Source organism: Carboxydocella sporoproducens DSM 16521 (genome assembly GCF_900167165.1).
GTDB lineage: Bacteria > Bacillota.
The window spans coordinates 18,077-35,763 of record NZ_FUXM01000024.1; the positions used below are offsets into that span (position 1 = coordinate 18,077).

The 17,687-nt window shown below is 52.4% G+C and carries 15 protein-coding genes; 13 read left to right on the forward strand and 2 right to left on the reverse strand.

The window, feature by feature from the left end; translation table 11 throughout:
• The first annotated feature begins 131 nt into the window (after positions 1-131).
• The 9 genes from carA (at position 132) to B5D20_RS09230 (ending at position 12,522) form a co-directional block, all read left to right on the forward strand.
• Positions 132-1,196: a glutamine-hydrolyzing carbamoyl-phosphate synthase small subunit gene (gene carA / locus B5D20_RS09190; protein WP_078665942.1), complete on the forward strand. Its 1,065-nt coding sequence runs from the start codon at positions 132-134 to the stop codon at positions 1,194-1,196.
• 24 nt (positions 1,197-1,220) lie between these two features.
• Entirely contained in the window at positions 1,221-4,412 is a 3,192-nt protein-coding gene (gene carB, locus B5D20_RS09195) for a carbamoyl-phosphate synthase large subunit (protein ID WP_078665943.1), read from the forward strand.
• A gap of 13 nt (positions 4,413-4,425) precedes the next feature.
• Entirely contained in the window at positions 4,426-5,379 is a 954-nt protein-coding gene (argF, locus tag B5D20_RS09200; protein ID WP_078665944.1) for an ornithine carbamoyltransferase, read from the forward strand.
• Positions 5,380-5,435: 56 nt separating this feature from the next.
• Positions 5,436-6,233 carry a hypothetical protein gene (locus tag B5D20_RS09205; protein WP_078665945.1) on the forward strand — a complete coding sequence of 266 codons (798 nt, stop codon included), beginning with the start codon at positions 5,436-5,438 and terminating at the stop codon, positions 6,231-6,233.
• Positions 6,234-6,287: 54 nt separating this feature from the next.
• Complete coding sequence (locus B5D20_RS09210; RefSeq protein WP_078665946.1) at positions 6,288-7,490, forward strand: argininosuccinate synthase; 1,203 nt, start codon at positions 6,288-6,290, stop codon at positions 7,488-7,490.
• Between the two features lie 81 nt (positions 7,491-7,571).
• A complete protein-coding gene (argH, locus tag B5D20_RS09215; protein ID WP_078665947.1) occupies positions 7,572-8,957 on the forward strand; it encodes an argininosuccinate lyase in 1,386 nt (461 codons plus the stop codon).
• Positions 8,958-8,978: 21 nt separating this feature from the next.
• On the forward strand, positions 8,979-10,175 hold the full coding sequence (gene dapG, locus B5D20_RS09220; protein ID WP_078665948.1) for an aspartate kinase: 1,197 nt from the start codon (positions 8,979-8,981) through the stop codon (positions 10,173-10,175).
• A gap of 109 nt (positions 10,176-10,284) precedes the next feature.
• Positions 10,285-11,784: a threonine synthase gene (gene thrC / locus B5D20_RS09225; protein ID WP_078665949.1), complete on the forward strand. Its 1,500-nt coding sequence runs from the start codon at positions 10,285-10,287 to the stop codon at positions 11,782-11,784.
• Positions 11,785-11,799: 15 nt separating this feature from the next.
• On the forward strand, positions 11,800-12,522 hold the full coding sequence (locus B5D20_RS09230; RefSeq protein WP_078665950.1) for a demethylmenaquinone methyltransferase: 723 nt from the start codon (positions 11,800-11,802) through the stop codon (positions 12,520-12,522).
• A gap of 40 nt (positions 12,523-12,562) precedes the next feature.
• On the opposite strand, the gene B5D20_RS09235 is transcribed toward B5D20_RS09230, so the two are convergent.
• Together B5D20_RS09235 and B5D20_RS09240 are read right to left on the reverse strand one after the other, a co-directional pair.
• Positions 12,563-13,288: an SDR family oxidoreductase gene (locus B5D20_RS09235; protein ID WP_078665951.1), complete on the reverse strand. Its 726-nt coding sequence runs from the start codon at positions 13,286-13,288 to the stop codon at positions 12,563-12,565.
• Between the two features lie 2 nt (positions 13,289-13,290).
• Positions 13,291-13,944, reverse strand: a complete 654-nt coding sequence (locus tag B5D20_RS09240; protein WP_078665952.1) for a YkgJ family cysteine cluster protein — start codon at positions 13,942-13,944, stop codon at positions 13,291-13,293.
• Between the two features lie 99 nt (positions 13,945-14,043).
• Here B5D20_RS09240 and gatC point away from each other — a divergent pair, with 99 nt between their 5' ends.
• The 4 genes from gatC to B5D20_RS09260 all read left to right on the forward strand — a co-directional run.
• Entirely contained in the window at positions 14,044-14,325 is a 282-nt protein-coding gene (gene gatC, locus B5D20_RS09245; RefSeq protein ID WP_078665953.1) for an Asp-tRNA(Asn)/Glu-tRNA(Gln) amidotransferase subunit GatC, read from the forward strand.
• Positions 14,326-14,338: 13 nt separating this feature from the next.
• A complete protein-coding gene (gene gatA, locus B5D20_RS09250; RefSeq protein WP_078665954.1) occupies positions 14,339-15,796 on the forward strand; it encodes an Asp-tRNA(Asn)/Glu-tRNA(Gln) amidotransferase subunit GatA in 1,458 nt (485 codons plus the stop codon).
• A gap of 17 nt (positions 15,797-15,813) precedes the next feature.
• Entirely contained in the window at positions 15,814-17,268 is a 1,455-nt protein-coding gene (gatB, locus tag B5D20_RS09255; RefSeq protein ID WP_078665955.1) for an Asp-tRNA(Asn)/Glu-tRNA(Gln) amidotransferase subunit GatB, read from the forward strand.
• A 136-nt stretch (positions 17,269-17,404) separates the two neighbouring features.
• Positions 17,405-17,687 (forward strand): helix-turn-helix domain-containing protein (locus tag B5D20_RS09260; protein ID WP_078665956.1); only part of this gene is annotated, 283 nt, incomplete at its 3' end.

Consider the following 17,687-nt stretch of genomic DNA (forward strand, 5'->3'; position numbering starts at 1 on the left):
CGTGTCTTGTTTTACTTTGAAGCGGGGTATTTGAGGGATGAAATCAGACAAAAATCCCCTATTAACCATTGCATTATTATGCAGAAATATTGTATAATTATAAACGAATTAGCTGGTGAGGGGGATTAGCAGTGAAAGGATATTTAGTCCTGGCCGATGGTACAGTCTACGAAGGCACCGCCTTTGGTGCCGTAGGGGAGGCTATCGGCGAGGTGGTTTTCAATACAGGCATGACGGGTTATCAGGAGATATTGACTGACCCGTCCTATTGCGGGCAGATAGTGACCATGACCTATCCATTGATCGGTAACTATGGCATCAATCAGGATGACTTCGAGGCCTCCCGCAGTTATGTCCGGGGGTTTATCGTGCGGGAAACCTGCACCTACCCCAGCAACTGGCGGGCTAAGGAGACGCTGGATGCCTATCTGTATCGCCATCGTATTATTGGTCTGGCAGGCATAGATACCAGGGCGCTGACCAAAAAATTGCGGCAGCATGGGGTGATGCAGGGGCTGATCACCACTTTGCCGGGGACAGTGGCAGAGATGGTGGCCAAAATCAAGCAGGCGCCGCCGGTGTTTGGGCCCCAGCTGGTGCAGACGGTGACTACACCCGAGCCTTATACCATCCCCGGGCCCGGCCCCAGGGTAGTGGTCATGGATTTTGGCGCCAAAGCCAATATTCTGCGCAGCCTGAATAAACTGGGGCTGGAACTGGTAGTGGTCCCGGCGCATGCCACGGCCGATGAAATTATGGCTTACCGGCCGGCCGGGTTGATGCTGTCCAACGGACCGGGGGATCCAACGGATGTGCCCCTGGCCATCAATACAGTGCGCCAACTCCTGGGCGAACTGCCCATTTTCGGGATTTGTCTCGGCCATCAGATCATCGGCCTGGCTTTAGGCGGCAGCACTTATAAGCTAAAATTCGGACACCGGGGCGCCAACCATCCCGTGCAGGATTTACACAGCGGGCGAGTATATATCACCTCCCAGAATCACGGGTTTGCCCTGGCAGCCGATTCACTGCAGCAGCTGCCGGTGGAAATCACCCATCTCAACCTCAATGATGGTACAGTGGAAGGGTTAAGGCATAAGGAATTGCCGGTTTTCTCGGTGCAATACCATCCGGAAGCTGCACCGGGACCGGAAGATAATGAATATCTGTTCCAGCAGTTTTTGCAGTTACTTTAAACCAGGAAACAAAGGGGGAGGAGCATGCCCAAAAGACAGGATATTAAAAAAGTGCTGGTAATCGGTTCCGGGCCCATTATCATCGGCCAGGCGGCGGAATTCGATTATGCCGGTACCCAGGCTTGCAAGGCTTTGAAAGAAGAAGGGCTGGAGGTAGTGCTGGTCAATTCCAACCCGGCGACCATTATGACCGATGCCAATATGGCGGATAAAATTTATATCGAGCCATTACAGTGGCAGACGGTGGCTCAAATCATAGAAAAAGAACGGCCTGATGGACTGTTACCTACCCTGGGTGGACAGACTGGCCTGAATATAGCTGTTGAACTGGCGGAGAAAGGGATTTTGCAGCAATATGGTGTCGCCCTGCTGGGAACTCCCCTGGAGGCGATCAAGCGGGCTGAGGATAGGGAATTATTCCGGGCCTTAATGCTGGAGATCGGTGAACCTATTCCTCCCAGTACCATCGTAGAAACAGTAGATGCTGCCCTGGCCTTTGCCGAGGAGATTGGCTATCCGGTGATCGTTCGTCCCGCTTATACCCTGGGAGGATCCGGGGGCGGAATTGCCCATAATGCCAGGGAACTGGCGCAAATCGCTGATAAGGGCTTGAAGTACAGTGCTATCGGGCAGATTCTGCTGGAAAAAAGCGTGGCCGGCTGGAAGGAAATCGAGTATGAGGTAATGCGGGATAGTGCCGATAACTGCATTACCATTTGTAATATGGAAAACATCGACCCGGTGGGAATTCATACCGGGGATTCCATTGTTATCGCGCCTTCCCAGACTTTAAGTGACCGCGAGTATCAGATGCTACGCACTGCCGCACTGAAGATAATCAGGGCCTTAAAAATTGAGGGTGGATGTAATGTCCAATTCGCCTTAAATCCTCACAGTTTTGAATATATAGTAATCGAGGTTAATCCCCGGGTGAGCCGCAGCTCGGCCCTGGCGTCAAAAGCGACTGGTTATCCCATTGCCAAGATGGCGGCCAAAATTGCCATTGGCCTGACCCTGGCTGAGTTGACTAACCCGGTTACTGGTAAAACCAGTGCCTGCTTTGAACCGGCCCTGGACTACTGTGTAGTCAAGATTCCCCGCTGGCCGTTCGATAAATTTCCCACGGCTGACCGGCGACTGGGAACTCAGATGAAGGCTACCGGGGAAGTGATGGCCATTGAACGCAGCTTTGAGGCCGCTTTACAAAAGGCAATCCGCAGTCTGGAAATCGGTTTGGACAGTTTGCAATTGCCCAAACTGGGTGCTCTTTCCGATATGGCCATCGAACACCGGCTGCAAGAAGCCGATGATGAAAGGCTGTTTGTGGTGGCAGAGGCTTTTCGCCGCCATTTTACCGTGAAAGAGGTTTATCAGCTTACGAAAATCGATCCCTGGTTCCTGGAAAAGATTCGCGGTCTGGTGGAACTGGAAAGGCAAATCAAAAAAACGCCCTGGGGTCAGGTAACTTCGGAATTTTTACAGTTGGTCAAAAGCAAAGGTTTCAGTGATCGGGCCCTGGCTCGCTGGTGGGGAGTAGAAGAACGTGAAGTGCGGGATCGGCGGGCAGAGTGGGGCATTCGCCCGGTTTATAAGCTGGTGGATACCTGTGCTGCTGAGTTTGAAGCAGCTACTCCCTACTATTATTCTTCTTATGAGCAGGAGGATGAAGTAGAAGTCAGTACCAGACCGAAAGTGGTGGTGCTGGGCTCGGGGCCGATCCGCATCGGTCAGGGGATTGAGTTTGATTATTGTTCAGTCCATTCTGTCTGGGGTTTGCAGGAACTGGGTTATGAAACCATTATTATCAATAATAACCCCGAAACAGTGAGTACGGATTTTGATACGGCGGATAAATTATATTTTGAACCTCTGACAGTGGAAGATGTTCTGCATGTAATTGAAAAAGAACAGCCTCTGGGAGTGATTGTACAATTCGGCGGCCAAACTGCCATTAATCTGGCAGCCAAACTGGAGGCGGCCGGAGTGAAAATCCTGGGTACGTCCGTGCAGTCCATTGACCTGGCAGAAGACCGGGAAAAATTCGCTGCCCTGTTAGCTAAACTGGGAATTCCCCAGACGGAAGGCAAGGCGGTCTTCTCGGTTACAGAAGGGGTGGAATGGGCCCGGCAGCTGGGTTATCCCCTGGTAGTGCGTCCTTCCTATGTTCTGGGCGGCCGCAATATGGAGATTGTCCAAAAAGAAGAGGAGCTGGTCCACTATTTAACCACAGCAGTGGAAATCACCCCCGAACATCCGGTGCTGATTGACCGCTATCTGCTGGGGCGGGAAGTCGAGGTAGATGCCATCGGTGATGGTAAGGATATATTTATTCCTGGCATTATGGCCCATGTGGAGAGGGCGGGGGTGCATTCCGGGGACTCCATGGCGGTTTATCCGGCTCAGGGTTTAAGCCGGGAAGAGGAAGAACTGCTGGTGGATTATACCTTGCGGATCGGTCGGGCCTTGCAGGTATGTGGTCTTATCAATATTCAGTATGTGATCAGCAACGGTCAGGTTTATGTGCTGGAAGTCAACCCACGGGCGTCCCGGACGGTGCCGGTGTTGAGTAAAGTGACGGCAGTGCCCATGGTGGCGGTAGCTACCAAAGCCATGCTGGGAGAGAGCCTGACCAAACAGGGGTATTATCATGGCCTCAAGCCCCCCTCTCCCTGGATTACTGTCAAAGCCCCTGTTTTTTCCTTCGAGAAACTGGGCGGGGTGGAAATCTCCCTGGGCCCGGAAATGAAGTCCACCGGTGAGGTAATGGGCACAGCGGCGGAGTATCCTGCTGCCTTGCTGAAAGCCATGCAGGCCGCCAATATCAAGTTGCCTGCGGGCGGAACGGTGTTCTGGTCGGTAGCGGATTGGGACAAGGAGGAAGCGGCCCGGCTGGCTGCTCGCTTTGCCGCTTATGGCTTCCAGCTGGCAGCTGCAGGAGATACCTGGCGCTATTTCGCGGAACGGGGATTACAGGTAACGGAACTTGAAGAAGACCTGACAGCGATCAGAACTGGTCGCATTCAGCTGGTAATCAATACACCTACCCAGGGGAAAAATCCGGGGCGGCGGGGCTTCCAGCTGCGCCGCACGGCAGCGGAATATAGAATTCCGTGCTTAACTTCTCTGGATACGGCCAATGCGGTATTGCAGGTGCTGGAGTACCTGGCTGCCGGCGGCACGGCTGAACCCCTGGAACTGGCGGTATATACAGGTTAAGGAGGCATAAACAATGGCATTAGCATTAAATGAAATTCAAAAAGCCATGCAGGGGCGGGATTTTCTCTGCATGTCTGACTATACCAGAGAAGAGCTGAAGGAAATGATTGCTCTGGCTCTGCACCTGAAAAAAGAACAGAAAATGGGGGTATCCCACCCCATTTTACAGGGCAAAACCCTGGCCATGATTTTCCGCAAATCTTCGACCCGGACCAGGGTGTCCTTTGAAGTGGGCATGTATCAGTTAGGAGGCTATCCCCTCTTTTTGAGCAGCAATGATATTCAGCTGGGACGGGGGGAACCGATTGCTGATACTGCGCGGGTGCTGTCCCGCATGGTGGATGGCATTATGATCCGTACCTTTGCCCAGGCCGAGGTGGAGGAGCTGGCTCAGTTTGCCGATGTGCCGGTAATCAACGGCTTGACCGATCTGCTGCATCCCTGCCAGGTGCTGGCTGACCTGATGACCATCCAGGAATACAAAGGCAAGCTGGCTGGACTGAAGCTGGCCTATGTGGGGGATGGCAACAATATGGCCCATTCCCTGCTGATTGGTGGAGCCAAGATGGGGATGAAGGTAGCGGTGGCCAGCCCGGAAGGCTATCTGCCTCAGGCGGAGATTGTGGCTAAAGCTCAGGCCTTTGCCGCTGAAAGCGGTGGGGAAATTCTGGTTACTACTGATCCGGTGGAAGCGGTAACGGATGCCGATGTGGTCTATACTGATGTCTGGGCTTCCATGGGGCAGGAAGCAGAAGCCGAGGAGCGGGCCCGGATCTTCCAACCCTATCAGGTCAATGAGGAACTGGTAGCCAAAGCCAGGGCAGATTATCTCTTTCTGCACTGTCTGCCGGCCCACCGCGGGGAGGAAGTAACCGCCGGTGTAATCGATGGTCCCAATTCAGTGGTGTTTGATGAGGCGGAAAACCGGCTGCATGCCCAAAAGGCTCTGCTGGCCCTGTTGTTGTAGAACAGGCTTCCTCTCACCCTGCCCAAATGATATAATGGGGACAAGGGGGGAGGATGGTGAAAAATAGAAGTCCTAAACTGATCTGGTGGAACAGGATAGTTAACGCAGCTTTACTGGTAGTTATGCTGATTTCAGCCTATAGTTTATTCTTTCCGACAAGGGACCCCAATTATTATAGCGGATCTGCCCTGCTGAAACAGGTGGAGCAATATGCCCGATCAGGCCTGGATAAAAAGGCACTGGAACAGGCCAATACCCTGGATTATACCAATATCTACACCATCGGCTTTGGCCAGGCTAACCTGCTTTCCCTGTGGCCATCTGGGACTGAAACCGTCAGGATTCTGGCCAGAGAACTACTACAACTTGAACCCGCTGAGGATGCAGATTTCCGGCCCGAGTTTGCTGTACGCATCGGTTATGTGGAAGAAAAAGGGGATAAGACGCGGCTTACCGGCTTTTATTATGACCGCCGCGGCCTGGTCAAAAGCGGTAATCAGGTTTACCGCCTGTCAGCGGCCGGACAGCAGTTGCTTAACCAGGAGCTAAATGGCTGGGTAGCATTAACGGAGATTAGAAATGGGTTTTATTTAGCTGCTTGCCGGCGAAACTGGTCTGCTCTAGAGCGTTTTGCCGCACCGGCGGTAATAGAGGCAGTCCGAAAAGGTAAAATTCCAGCTGGGGAACCGGTGGGAATTGGATATAAGTTTAATGAGGTACAACATTCAGGAAAGAACCAATTTGTAGAGGCAAATATAGAGGATACTATAACTTTAAAAAACGGGCGTAAATTTGCTGCCAGGTTGACTTATAAGATAATTAACGGGCGCTGGCAAATTACCGGGTTGAATTAAAATACAGAAAAGGGTATAATATTTCCTGAGTTTTTATAAAAGGAGACGATTGGCATGAAAAAAGTAGTGCTGGCATATTCGGGGGGATTGGATACCTCCATTATCATTCCCTGGCTAAAAGAAAATTACGGATATGAAGTAATTGCTATGGTCGCCGATTTGGGACAAGGGGAAGAACTGGCTCCCCTGCGGGAAAAAGCCATCAAATCCGGAGCCAGCAAGATTTATATTGAAGACCTGAAACAGGAATTTGTCGAGGACTTTATCTGGCCTACCCTGAAAGCAGGGGCCATTTATGAAGGCAAGTATTTGCTGGGCACTTCCTTTGCCCGCCCCTTGATTGCCAAACGGCTGGTGGAAATTGCCCGTCAGGAAGGGGCGGAAGCGGTGGCTCACGGAGCTACCGGCAAAGGCAATGACCAGGTACGGTTTGAACTGGCCGTAAAAGCCCTGGCCCCTGATTTGAAGATCATTGCTCCCTGGCGCCTGTGGGATATCCGCTCCCGGGAAGATGCCATTGATTATGCCCAGGCCCGGGGTATTCCCGTACCGGTGACCAAGGCCCGGCCCTATTCCATGGACCGTAACCTCTGGCATTTGAGCCATGAAGGGGCTGATCTGGAGGATCCCTGGAATGAACCGCAAAAGGATGTATTGATGCTGATTACCCCGCCGGAAGAAGCTCCGGACCAGCCGACCTATGTGGAGCTGGAATTTGAACAGGGCATTCCGGTGAAGCTGAACGGTGAAGCTCTGGATGGGGTCAGCCTGATTGAGAAACTGAATGAAATCGCCGGTGCCAATGGTGTGGGTGTGGTAGACATGGTGGAAAATCGCCTGGTGGGGATGAAATCCCGGGGAGTTTATGAGACTCCGGCCGGCACTGTCCTCTATGCTGCCCACCGGGAATTAGAACTGCTCTGCCTGGACCGGGCCACTTTGCATTATAAGGACCTGGTAGCCCAGCGCTATGCTGAACTGGTATACGATGGGGTCTGGTATCATCCCCTGCGGGAAGCCATTGATGCTTTTGTCAATGTGACTCAGAAGACGGTGACCGGTACCGTACGGTTAAAGCTGTACAAAGGCAGTTGCACACCGGCAGGAGCCAAGTCGCCCTATTCCCTCTATCACCAGGAGCTGTCCACCTTTGGTCGGGACGAAATCTACAACCAGAAGGATGCGGAAGGCTTTATCAATCTCTTCGGCCTACCCCTGCTGGTACGGGCGATGATGGAGGAAAAAAATCGCAAATAGCGCAAGCAGCCGCCAGGCTCTGGCCATCGGGCCAGGCCTGGCTTCGTACTATCCAGCTAATTAACGAAGGAGGAGACAGAGGTGGGTAAACTCTGGGGTGGCCGCTTTGCCAAAACCACAGATAAACTGGTGGAGGATTTTCACTCTTCCATTCATTTTGATCAGCGCCTCTATCGCCAGGATATCCTGGGCAGTATTGCTCATGCCACCATGCTGGGCGAACAGGGGATTATCACTCCGGCTGAGGCGGACCAGATTATAGCTGGCCTGAAAGAGCTGCTGGCGGAGATTGAGGCCGGGAAAGTCCAATTTGACGTAGCTGCGGAAGATATCCATATGAATATAGAAAAGCTGCTGACTGAAAAAATCGGAGCAGTGGGGAAAAAGCTCCACACCGCCCGCAGCCGCAATGACCAGGTGGCCCTGGATATTCGCCTGTATCTGCGGGAGGAGATCGGACAAGTCAAACACCTGTTGCTGGAATTGATTGAAACCTTGCTGGAACTGGCCCAGCAACATACGGAGACGGTGATGCCCGGCTATACCCATTTACAACGGGCTCAGCCTATTACCCTGGCCCATCACTTGCTGGCCTATATTGCCATGTTCCAGCGGGATGTGGAAAGGCTGCAGGATGTCCTGAAGCGGGTAAATGTCTGTCCCCTGGGATCGGGGGCGCTGGCCGGCACCACTTTTCCCCTGAACCGGGAAAGGGTAGCTGAGTTACTGGATTTTCCGGCCATTACCATGAACTCTCTGGATGCCGTCAGTGACCGGGATTTTGCCATTGAATTCTGTGCTGCTGCTTCCCTGCTGATGATGCATCTCAGCCGTTTCAGTGAGGAAATCATCCTCTGGTCCAGCAGTGAGTTTGCCTTTATTGAACTGGATGATGCTTTCAGTACCGGCAGTTCCATTATGCCGCAAAAGAAAAATCCTGATGTAGCAGAACTGGTGCGGGGCAAGACCGGTCGGGTTTATGGTGACTTGATGGCCTTGCTGACAGTGATGAAGGGGTTGCCTCTGGCCTATAACAAGGATATGCAAGAGGATAAGGAAGCTCTCTTTGATGCCATCGATACGGTTAAGGGTTGTTTGCTGGTCTTTACTCCCATGCTGGCAACAATGAAGGTACGGGAAGATAATATGCGCAAGGCTGCTCAGGGTGGCTTCACCAATGCCACCGATCTGGCAGATTATCTGGCCAAAAAAGGGGTGCCTTTCCGGGAAGCCCATGAAATTGTGGGTAAAGCAGTGCTTTATTGTGTAGAGCAGGGCAAGGCCCTGGAGGAAGTAACACTGGAAGAATACCGGCAAATGTCACCGGTGTTTGCAGAAGACCTTTATGAGGCTATCAGTATTGATTACTGTGTCCAGGCCCGGCAGGTACCGGGAGGACCGGCGCCGGCAGCTGTCCGGATCGCATTGCAGCAAGTGGAAAAATGGCTGGCGGCCAGTAGACAATAGAGCTTGCGGGGAGGGAGTATGGTGAAAATCATTGTGCAGAAATTCGGCGGTACATCGGTAGCAGATGGGGAAGGCAGGGCCCGGGCTATTGAGCGCATTCTGGCCGCCAAAGCAGAAGGCTATCAGCCGGTGGTAGTGGTTTCAGCTATGGGGCGCAAGGGGGCTCCCTATGCTACTGACACCTTGATTAGCCTGGTGAAAGAAATTAATCCAGAGGTTAATCCCCGGGAGCTGGATTTGCTCATTTCCTGCGGAGAGATTATCTCTACAGTAGTTATGGCTCATACCCTCAATAGCATGGGCCACCCGGCCATTGCTTTAACTGGCGGCCAGGCCGGGATCAAGACTGATGCCAATTTTGGCAATGCCCAGATTTTAGAGGTTGACCCCATGCCCATTTTGCGACAGGTGATGGAAGATAAAATCGTGGTGGTAGCCGGTTTTCAGGGGATTGCTCCTGATGGCAGTATCACGACCCTGGGCCGGGGCGGCAGTGACACTACCGCTACCGCACTGGGGGCAGCCTTACAGGCTGAAGTGGTGGAAATCTATACCGACGTGGATGGGGTAATGACCGTTGATCCCCGGGTGGAGCCGGAAGCCAAGATTCTGGAGGAAATCTCTTACCGGGAAGTGTGCGAAATGGCCTATCAGGGTGCTAAAGTCATTCATCCCCGGGCCGTTGAAGTGGCCATGAGCCGCCAGGTACCCATTCGCATTAAAAATACCTTTTCTGATGCCAAAGGTACCCTCATTTCCCAGTCTGCTGCTGAACGGGTCATTACCGGGATTGCCCACCTGACCGGGCTCAGCCAGGTCCGGGTTCTTTCCAGCCGGGATGGTCAGCAAAACTGGCAGCTGGTGCGAGTCAAGCTGTTCCGGGTGCTGGCGGAAAAGGGCATCAGTGTGGATGTAATCTCTGTTCTGCCCGATGGGGTATACTTTACGGTGTCTCAGGCCGATGGTTTTAAAGCCTGTCAATACCTGCATGAAGCAGGATTCGCCTGTGAACTGGTGGAAAACTGTGCCAAGGTATCGGTTATCGGTGCCGGGATGCAAGGGGTTCCAGGGGTAATGGCGGAAATCATGGAAACCCTCTATAGTGCCGGAATAGATATCCTGCAAACTTCGGACTCGGATATCACTATTTCCTTCCTGGTACCGGAAAGTCAATTGAAAGAAGCGGTTCATGTTTTGCACCGCAAGTTAGGCTGGTAAGAGAGCAGGGTTCGCCCTGCTTTTTTCCTCATCAGGCAGGAAAACTGATGATGAGGGCGAATAGTATAAGATTATGCCGTTAAGGTAAAGTAGGGAAAGGGGAAGGTTTATGCAGTATATCAGCACCAGGAATAATTTCCGGCCGGTCAGCGCTGCAGAAGCCATCAATCTGGGCATGGTGCCTGCTGGAGGCTTGTTTGTGCCGGAAAGTTTTCCGCAATTCAGCAGGGAAGAGTTGACGGAACTGGTGGAAAGTTCGTACCAGGAGCTGGGAGCAGCCATCCTGGAGCGCTATCTGACCGATTATAGTCGGGAAGAAATTCGCACTTGTTTACAACGGGCCTATAATGCCAGCAGTTTCGCTCATCCGGAAATGGCCCCGGTGGTTTCACTGGCGGAAGACATCCACATCCTGGAACTCTGGCATGGGCCCACGGCAGCCTTCAAGGATATGGCCCTGCAGCTGCTGCCCCATTTGCTGGTGACAGCCAGACACAAACTGGGAGCGTCCAGGGAACTGGTAATTCTGGTGGCCACTTCCGGAGATACCGGCAAAGCCGCTCTGGAAGGGTTCAAGGATGTTCCCGGTATTCGCATTATGGTCTTCTATCCTCAGGGGGGAGTAAGTCAGGTCCAGGAACGGCAGATGCTCACCACCGGTGGACAGAATACCCGCGTAGTTGCTGTAACTGGCAATTTTGATGATTGCCAGAATGGGGTCAAGGCCATTTTTGCTGACGCAGATTTGCGGAACTATCTGGCTGACAGGGGCTTTGAGCTTTCATCAGCCAATTCCATCAACTGGGGGCGCCTGGTACCGCAGATTATCTATTATTTCAGTGCCTACTTGCAGCTGGTGCGACGGGGCCGAATTGTGCTGGGCGACGAGGTCAATGTGGTGGTACCCACCGGAAACTTCGGCAATATCCTGGCGGCCTGGTATGCCAGAAGGATGGGGCTGCCGCTGGGCAAGCTGATCTGCGCCTCCAATGAAAATAATGTACTGACTGATTTTTTCCGAAACGGTACCTATGACCGGCGCCGCCAGTTCAAACTGACCAACAGCCCTTCGATGGATATCCTTATTTCCAGTAACCTGGAACGTTTTCTCTATGACTTAACTGGAGGGGATGGGGAGAAAATCACCCTCTGGTTTAATCAGCTGGCAGAAACGGGGCATTATACGGTGGATGAGCAGACCCGCCAGGCCATAGCGGAAGTACTCTGGGCCGGCTGGTGTGACCAGGAAGATACACTGAAGACTATTGGTGAAGTGTTTGACCGTTATCACTATACCCTGGATACCCATACGGCCGTTGCCTACAAAGTTTACCAGGATTTTCTTCAGGCCAGTGGTGATAAGCGGCCTGCGGTAATTGCCGCTACTGCCAGTCCCTTTAAATTTGTCAGCAGTGTGCTGTCCGCTCTGGTCAGCGCCGGGGACAGAGAGGGGCTGGATGAATTTGAACAGCTGAATATGCTCAGCCGCATTAGCGGCCTGCCCCTCCATCCCGGTTTGGCTGGCCTTAAGGAAAAAGAGGTGCGCCATAACTGGCAGGCTGGCAAGACGGAGCTGAAATCCCAGCTGCTTTGCTGGCTGGGTTTATAGGAGGAAAAGAAAACGATGTCTTTACCCAGTAAGGAACAGAAAGAAAGCTATGTACGGGAAATGTTCAATGCTATTGCCCGCCGCTATGATTTGATGAATACCCTGATGACCTTTGGGCTGGACCGGCGCTGGCGCCGCTTTGCCGTAGCCCGTTCCGGTATGGGACCTGGAAAACAGGCTCTGGATATTTGCTGTGGTACCGGCATGCTGGCCATGGCCCTGGCAGAAGCCGGTGGTCCTACAGGCAGGGTGGTTGGTCTGGATTTTTCGGAAAATATGCTGGCTGTAGCCCGGGAAAACCTGCGCCATTTTCCCCTGCAGGAGAATATCACCTTGATTCAGGGCAATGCCATGGCCCTGCCCTTTGCCGACAATAGCTTTGATTGTGTAACTGTGGGCTGGGGCCTGAGGAATGTACCTGACCTGGACCAGGTCTTGCGGGAAATGACCCGGGTGGTAAAGCCCGGGGGCATGGTGGTCAGCCTGGATATGGCTAAACCCAGTGCTCCGGTTTTTAAGGAACTCTACTGGTTTTATTTCGAGAAACTGGTCCCGCTGATGGGAAAATTCTGGGCCGGAAGGGCCAGTGCCTACAGCTATCTGCATGACTCGGCCAGGGTTTTCCCCCATCAGGCTGAGCTGGCCCGGCGCTTTGCTGCTGCCGGTCTGGTGGATTGTCGCTACCATGATTTGACCGGCGGCGTGGTAGCGGTAGTGGAAGGACGGAAACCCCGGTAAAAAAGCTCCTGCCCTGGTTGGGAGGGCAGGAGTTTTTACTTTAAAGATAAATCATTTTTCTGGTCATACCACCATCGATAATGAAGTTTTGCCCGGTAATAAACCCGCTTTCGTCGGAAAGCAAAAACCAGGCCAGGGCAGCTACATCTTCAGCTTTGCCCACCCGGCCGACTGGATGTTGCTGATGGTCACTGCTGGTTAGAGCTTCTGGATTATTTACTTCAATCCAGCCAGGGCTGATGCAGTTAACCCTCACTTCCGGGCCCAGGCTCATGGCCAGGGCGTGGGTTAAGGCATAGATGCCCCCTTTGGAGGCAGAATAGGCTTCTGTATTGGGTTCGGACATGAAGGCCCGGGTAGAGCAGAGGTTGACAATTGCCCCCTGCCGTTCTCTGAGGTGGGGGGCAGCATATTTAGTGCACAGGAAAGTTCCTGTCAGGTTAACGGTTATGACCCGTTCCCATTCAGCTAAAGTCAATTCAGCCAATGGCTTGTTACATGATATGGCTGCATTATTGACCAGATAATCTATGCCCCCAAAATAAGCGACGGTAGCCTGTATTGCTTCCCTTACCTGGGGTTCTGAGGCGATATCGACCAGGAAGAATTTAATTTTGCCATGATGCTGCAGTTCCGCTTCTGTTTCCTTTCCGGCCTGTTCAGCGATATCCCAGATAGCGACCTGAATTTGTTGCTGAAGTAGTTTAAGGGCAATAGCTTTACCAATACCATGGGCGCCACCGGTAATAATAGCTGTTTTCTTCATGGTTATCTCCTTTCTAGAAACTGACTTAAAATCACTTCGCCATAATCCTTTTTCTCAGCAAAAGGCCCCGGATCCCAGTCAGACAGCCTGACCCGGGGCTGCCAGCCTTCGTGAAAGTAAAGTTCGGCTCCGCAGGCTTGTGTAGCCAGCAGCCACTGTCGGACCAGTTCATCTTCTCCCAGATTGACGATAGTATTGCGCAGCCTGGTAAAGTTTTTGCCCGCCGGGGAACAGAGATAGGTTTGACAAACCAGCGGCCGGGCCTGATAAACCCGGCAGGTGCCGGTAGTTTGATCCAGAAAGATACAGGCGCCCTGTTCGTCTCTAGCCAGACTGATATCCACCGCCCTGCCCTGGACATAAATGTAAGCATGGCTGTTGAGAAAAGAGAGCAGCTGGGCAGGAGCAGGGTACTGGCCATGGAGATGGCGGTATAATACAAGAACGTCAATATAGGTTAGCGGGATTCGCTCATAACAACAGAGGTCACAGCCTTTACATTGCCGCACAGGGGCTCTGGTCCGCCGGGACGGACCATTTTCGATGAATTCATTAATCGCCTGTAAATAGTCTGCTATCGTGGCAGAAGGGTCCAGGATGCGCAGGTCATAGCCCTGGTTGCCTTTGATTTCTGCTGGAAAAATTTCAACTTTCATTGCTGGCCTCCAATCCCTGTTGATTTGCCCATTTTCCCGAATTTTGCTATAATGAAATTTATGAATTGCCGAGAAAATGCCAATAAGGAAGGTGAAACCATGATCACCAAACAGGATGTCGAACACGTCGCCATGCTGGCCCGTTTGGAGCTGACTGAAGAAGAAAAAGAGATGTTTACCCAGCAGCTCAATGCTATTTTAGAATATGCTGACCAGTTGAAGCAACTGGATACCAGTGAGATTCCTCCCACTGCCCACGCTATTCCCATGCAAAATGTCTTCCGGGATGATGAGGTCAAGCCCGGTTTAAGCAATGAGGAGGCTGTGGCTGCTGCGCCGGAAGCAGAAGATGGCTTCTTTAAAGTGCCGAAAATAGTCTAAGGAGGGACAGGCATTGAGTTTACATACATTGACGGTGGAACAGGCCAGTCAAATGCTGGCCAGGAAAGAAATCAGCAGTGTGGAGCTGACCCGGGCCATACTGGACAGGATTGAGCAGGTGGACAATCAGGTCCAGGCCTTTGTCACTGTTACCAGAGAACAGGCTCTGGCCCAGGCGGAGGAAATTGACCGCAGACGGCAACAGGGGGAAGAACTGGGACCGCTGGCCGGGATTCCCTTTGCTCTCAAGGACAATATGTGTACCAGAGGGATTCGCACTACCTGCTCGTCTAAAATATTACATAATTTCATTCCCCCCTACAATGCCACAGTCTGGGACAAGCTGCAGGCAGCCGGGGCGGTTCTGGTGGGCAAAACCAACCTGGATGAGTTCGCTATGGGTTCATCCACGGAGAATTCAGGCTTTTTCCCTACCCATAACCCCTATGACCTGGAGCGGGTGCCCGGAGGGTCTTCCGGGGGTTCGGCTGCAGCAGTGGCAGCCGGGGAGGCGCTGTTTTCCCTGGGTTCCGATACCGGGGGCTCTATTCGCCAGCCGGCGGCTTTTTGCGGGCTGGTAGGATTAAAGCCTACTTATGGCCTGGTTTCCCGCTATGGCCTGATCGCTTTTGCTTCCAGTCTGGATCAGATCGGTCCTTTTGCCCGTACGGTACGGGATTGTGCCCTGATTACCCAGACCATTGCCGGCCACGACCCCAAAGACTCCACTTCGGCAGGCTTGCCTGTGCCTGACTATCTGCAGGCTTTAGAAGGCGGGGTCAAAGGGCTGAAAGTAGGGGTACCGAGGGAATATTACCAGGTAGAAGGTATTCAGCCGGAAATTCGGGCCGCAGTGGAGAAGACCATCAAGGCTCTTGAAGATCTGGGGGCAGAGGTAGGGGAATGTTCTTTGCCCCATACCAGGTATGCTCTGGCAACCTATTACCTGATTGCCCCGGCGGAAGCCAGCTCCAACCTGGCCCGTTATGATGGCGTGCAATACGGCCTCAGGGTTGAAGGGGAAGACATCGTGGAGATGTACAAAAAGACCCGCAGTCAGGGATTTGGCCCGGAAGTCAAGCGTCGCATCATGCTGGGGACTTATGCATTGAGTTCCGGCTACTATGATGCCTATTATCTCAAAGCTTTAAAGGTACGGACCTTAATTAAACAGGATTTTGACCAGGCGTTTGCCCGGTTTGATGTATTGCTTTCACCTACCACTCCGACGGTAGCTTTCAAATTCGGGGAAAAGGCTGCCGATCCCATCTCCATGTATCTGTCCGATATCTTTACCATGTCCTCCAACCTGGCAGGGATTCCGGCTATCAGCATCCCGGTAGGGCTGACAGATGGCTTGCCAGTGGGGGTACAATTTATGGGCAAGGCCTTTGACGAAGCCACCCTGTTCCGGGTCAGCTATGCAGTGGAACAGGCCTTGTTGCCGGCCCCATTGTATCCCCAACTGTAATTGCGGAGGTGTGGAAGATGCCATTAAAGGATTACGAGATCGTCATCGGTCTGGAGGTTCACGTTGAACTGAAAACTAAATCCAAGATCTTTTGCAGCTGCCCTACCGAATTCGGCGGGAGCCAGAATACGCATGTCTGCCCTGTTTGCCTGGGTTTGCCAGGGGTTTTGCCTGTCCTGAACCGGCGAGTAGTGGAATATGCCATTAAGGCTGGTTTGGCCTTGAACTGCGAAATCGCTGAATTCAGCAAGTTCGACCGCAAAAACTATTTTTATCCTGACTTGCCCAAGGCCTATCAGATTTCCCAGTACGATTTGCCCATAGCCAAAAACGGCTATCTGGAAATCGAAGTAAATGGTGAAACCAAACGAATCGGTATCACCCGTATCCACATGGAAGAGGATGCCGGCAAGCTGGTGCACCAGGGTGCTGCCAATATCAGCGGGGCTGATTATTCTCTGGTGGATTATAACCGGACGGGAGTGCCGCTGATTGAGATCGTCTCCGAACCGGATTTGCGCTCACCGGAAGAGGCGCGCCTGTATCTGGAAAAACTGAAGGCGATTATCCAGTATACCGAGATTTCCGATTGCAAGATGGAAGAGGGCTCTTTGCGCTGTGATGCCAACGTTTCCTTACGGCCTATTGGCAGCAAGGAATTTGGCACCAAAACGGAGCTGAAGAATATGAACTCCTTTAAGGCCCTGCAACGGGCCCTGGAGTATGAAGTGGAACGCCAGGCTGCCATCCTGGATGAAGGGGGCAGAATCGTTCAGGAAACCCGGACCTGGGATGAAAACCGGGGGGTAACCCTGAGCATGCGCTCCAAGGAAGAAGCCCATGATTACCGCTACTTCCCGGAGCCGGACCTGGTTCCGCTTGTAATCGACCGGGCCTGGGTGGAGGAAATACGCCGTTCCTTGCCGGAACTGCCGGACGCCCGGCAGCAGCGTTATATTCAGGAACTGGGCCTGCCCGCTTATGATGCCGGCGTGATCACCGCTTCCAAAGCGATGGCCGACTATTTTGAGGCCTGTCTGCAGTACCATCACGATGCCAAGGCCATCAGCAACTGGCTGATGGGGGAATTCTCCCGCCTGCTCAATGCGGAGGGGATGGAAATCCAGCAGTCCAGGATTAAGCCACAGCAGCTGGCCCAGCTTTTGAAGCTGCAGGAGAACGGTACTATCAGTGTCAAGATTGCCAAGACGGTGTTTGAAGAAATGTTTGCTACTGGCCGGGAACCGGAGGAAATCATCAAGGAGAAAGGGCTGGTGCAAATCAGTGACGAGGGGGCCCTGGCGGCCATTGTGGCTAAAGTAGTTGAGGCCAATCCCCAGTCGGTAGCGGACTACAAGGCCGGGAAAGAAAGAGCTATCGGCTTCCTGGTCGGTCAGGTGATGAAGGAAACCAGAGGCAAGGCCAATCCCCAGCTGGTGAACAAATTGCTGGTGGAGTATTTGAATAAGTAAGAGAGAAGCCCTTTGTTTACTGAGAAGTAAACAAGGGGCTTTAAATCATAATATATTATTGTGATTATCTTGTGATAATGTCAACTTGTAGAATATTTTGATAAATGTCACTATGAAAAACGAGGTGCGTTATCTAATGACACAAGAACAATTAAATAGGTACAAGGTAATTTCTTCCTTAATTGATGGGAAACTATCAATCAGTGAAGCAGCTATGAGCTTAGGTCTAAGTGAACGCCAGATTAAGCGCCTTAAAAAAGGAGTGATGGAACGAGGGCCGGCGTTCCTTATCCATAAAAATACAGGTCGTAAGCCGCAGCATGCACTCACTGACGAGCTTAAAAGCAAGATTATCTCATTGAAACAATCCGATAAGTACAAGAACGCCAATTTCAAGCACTTTATGGAGCTTCTGGAGG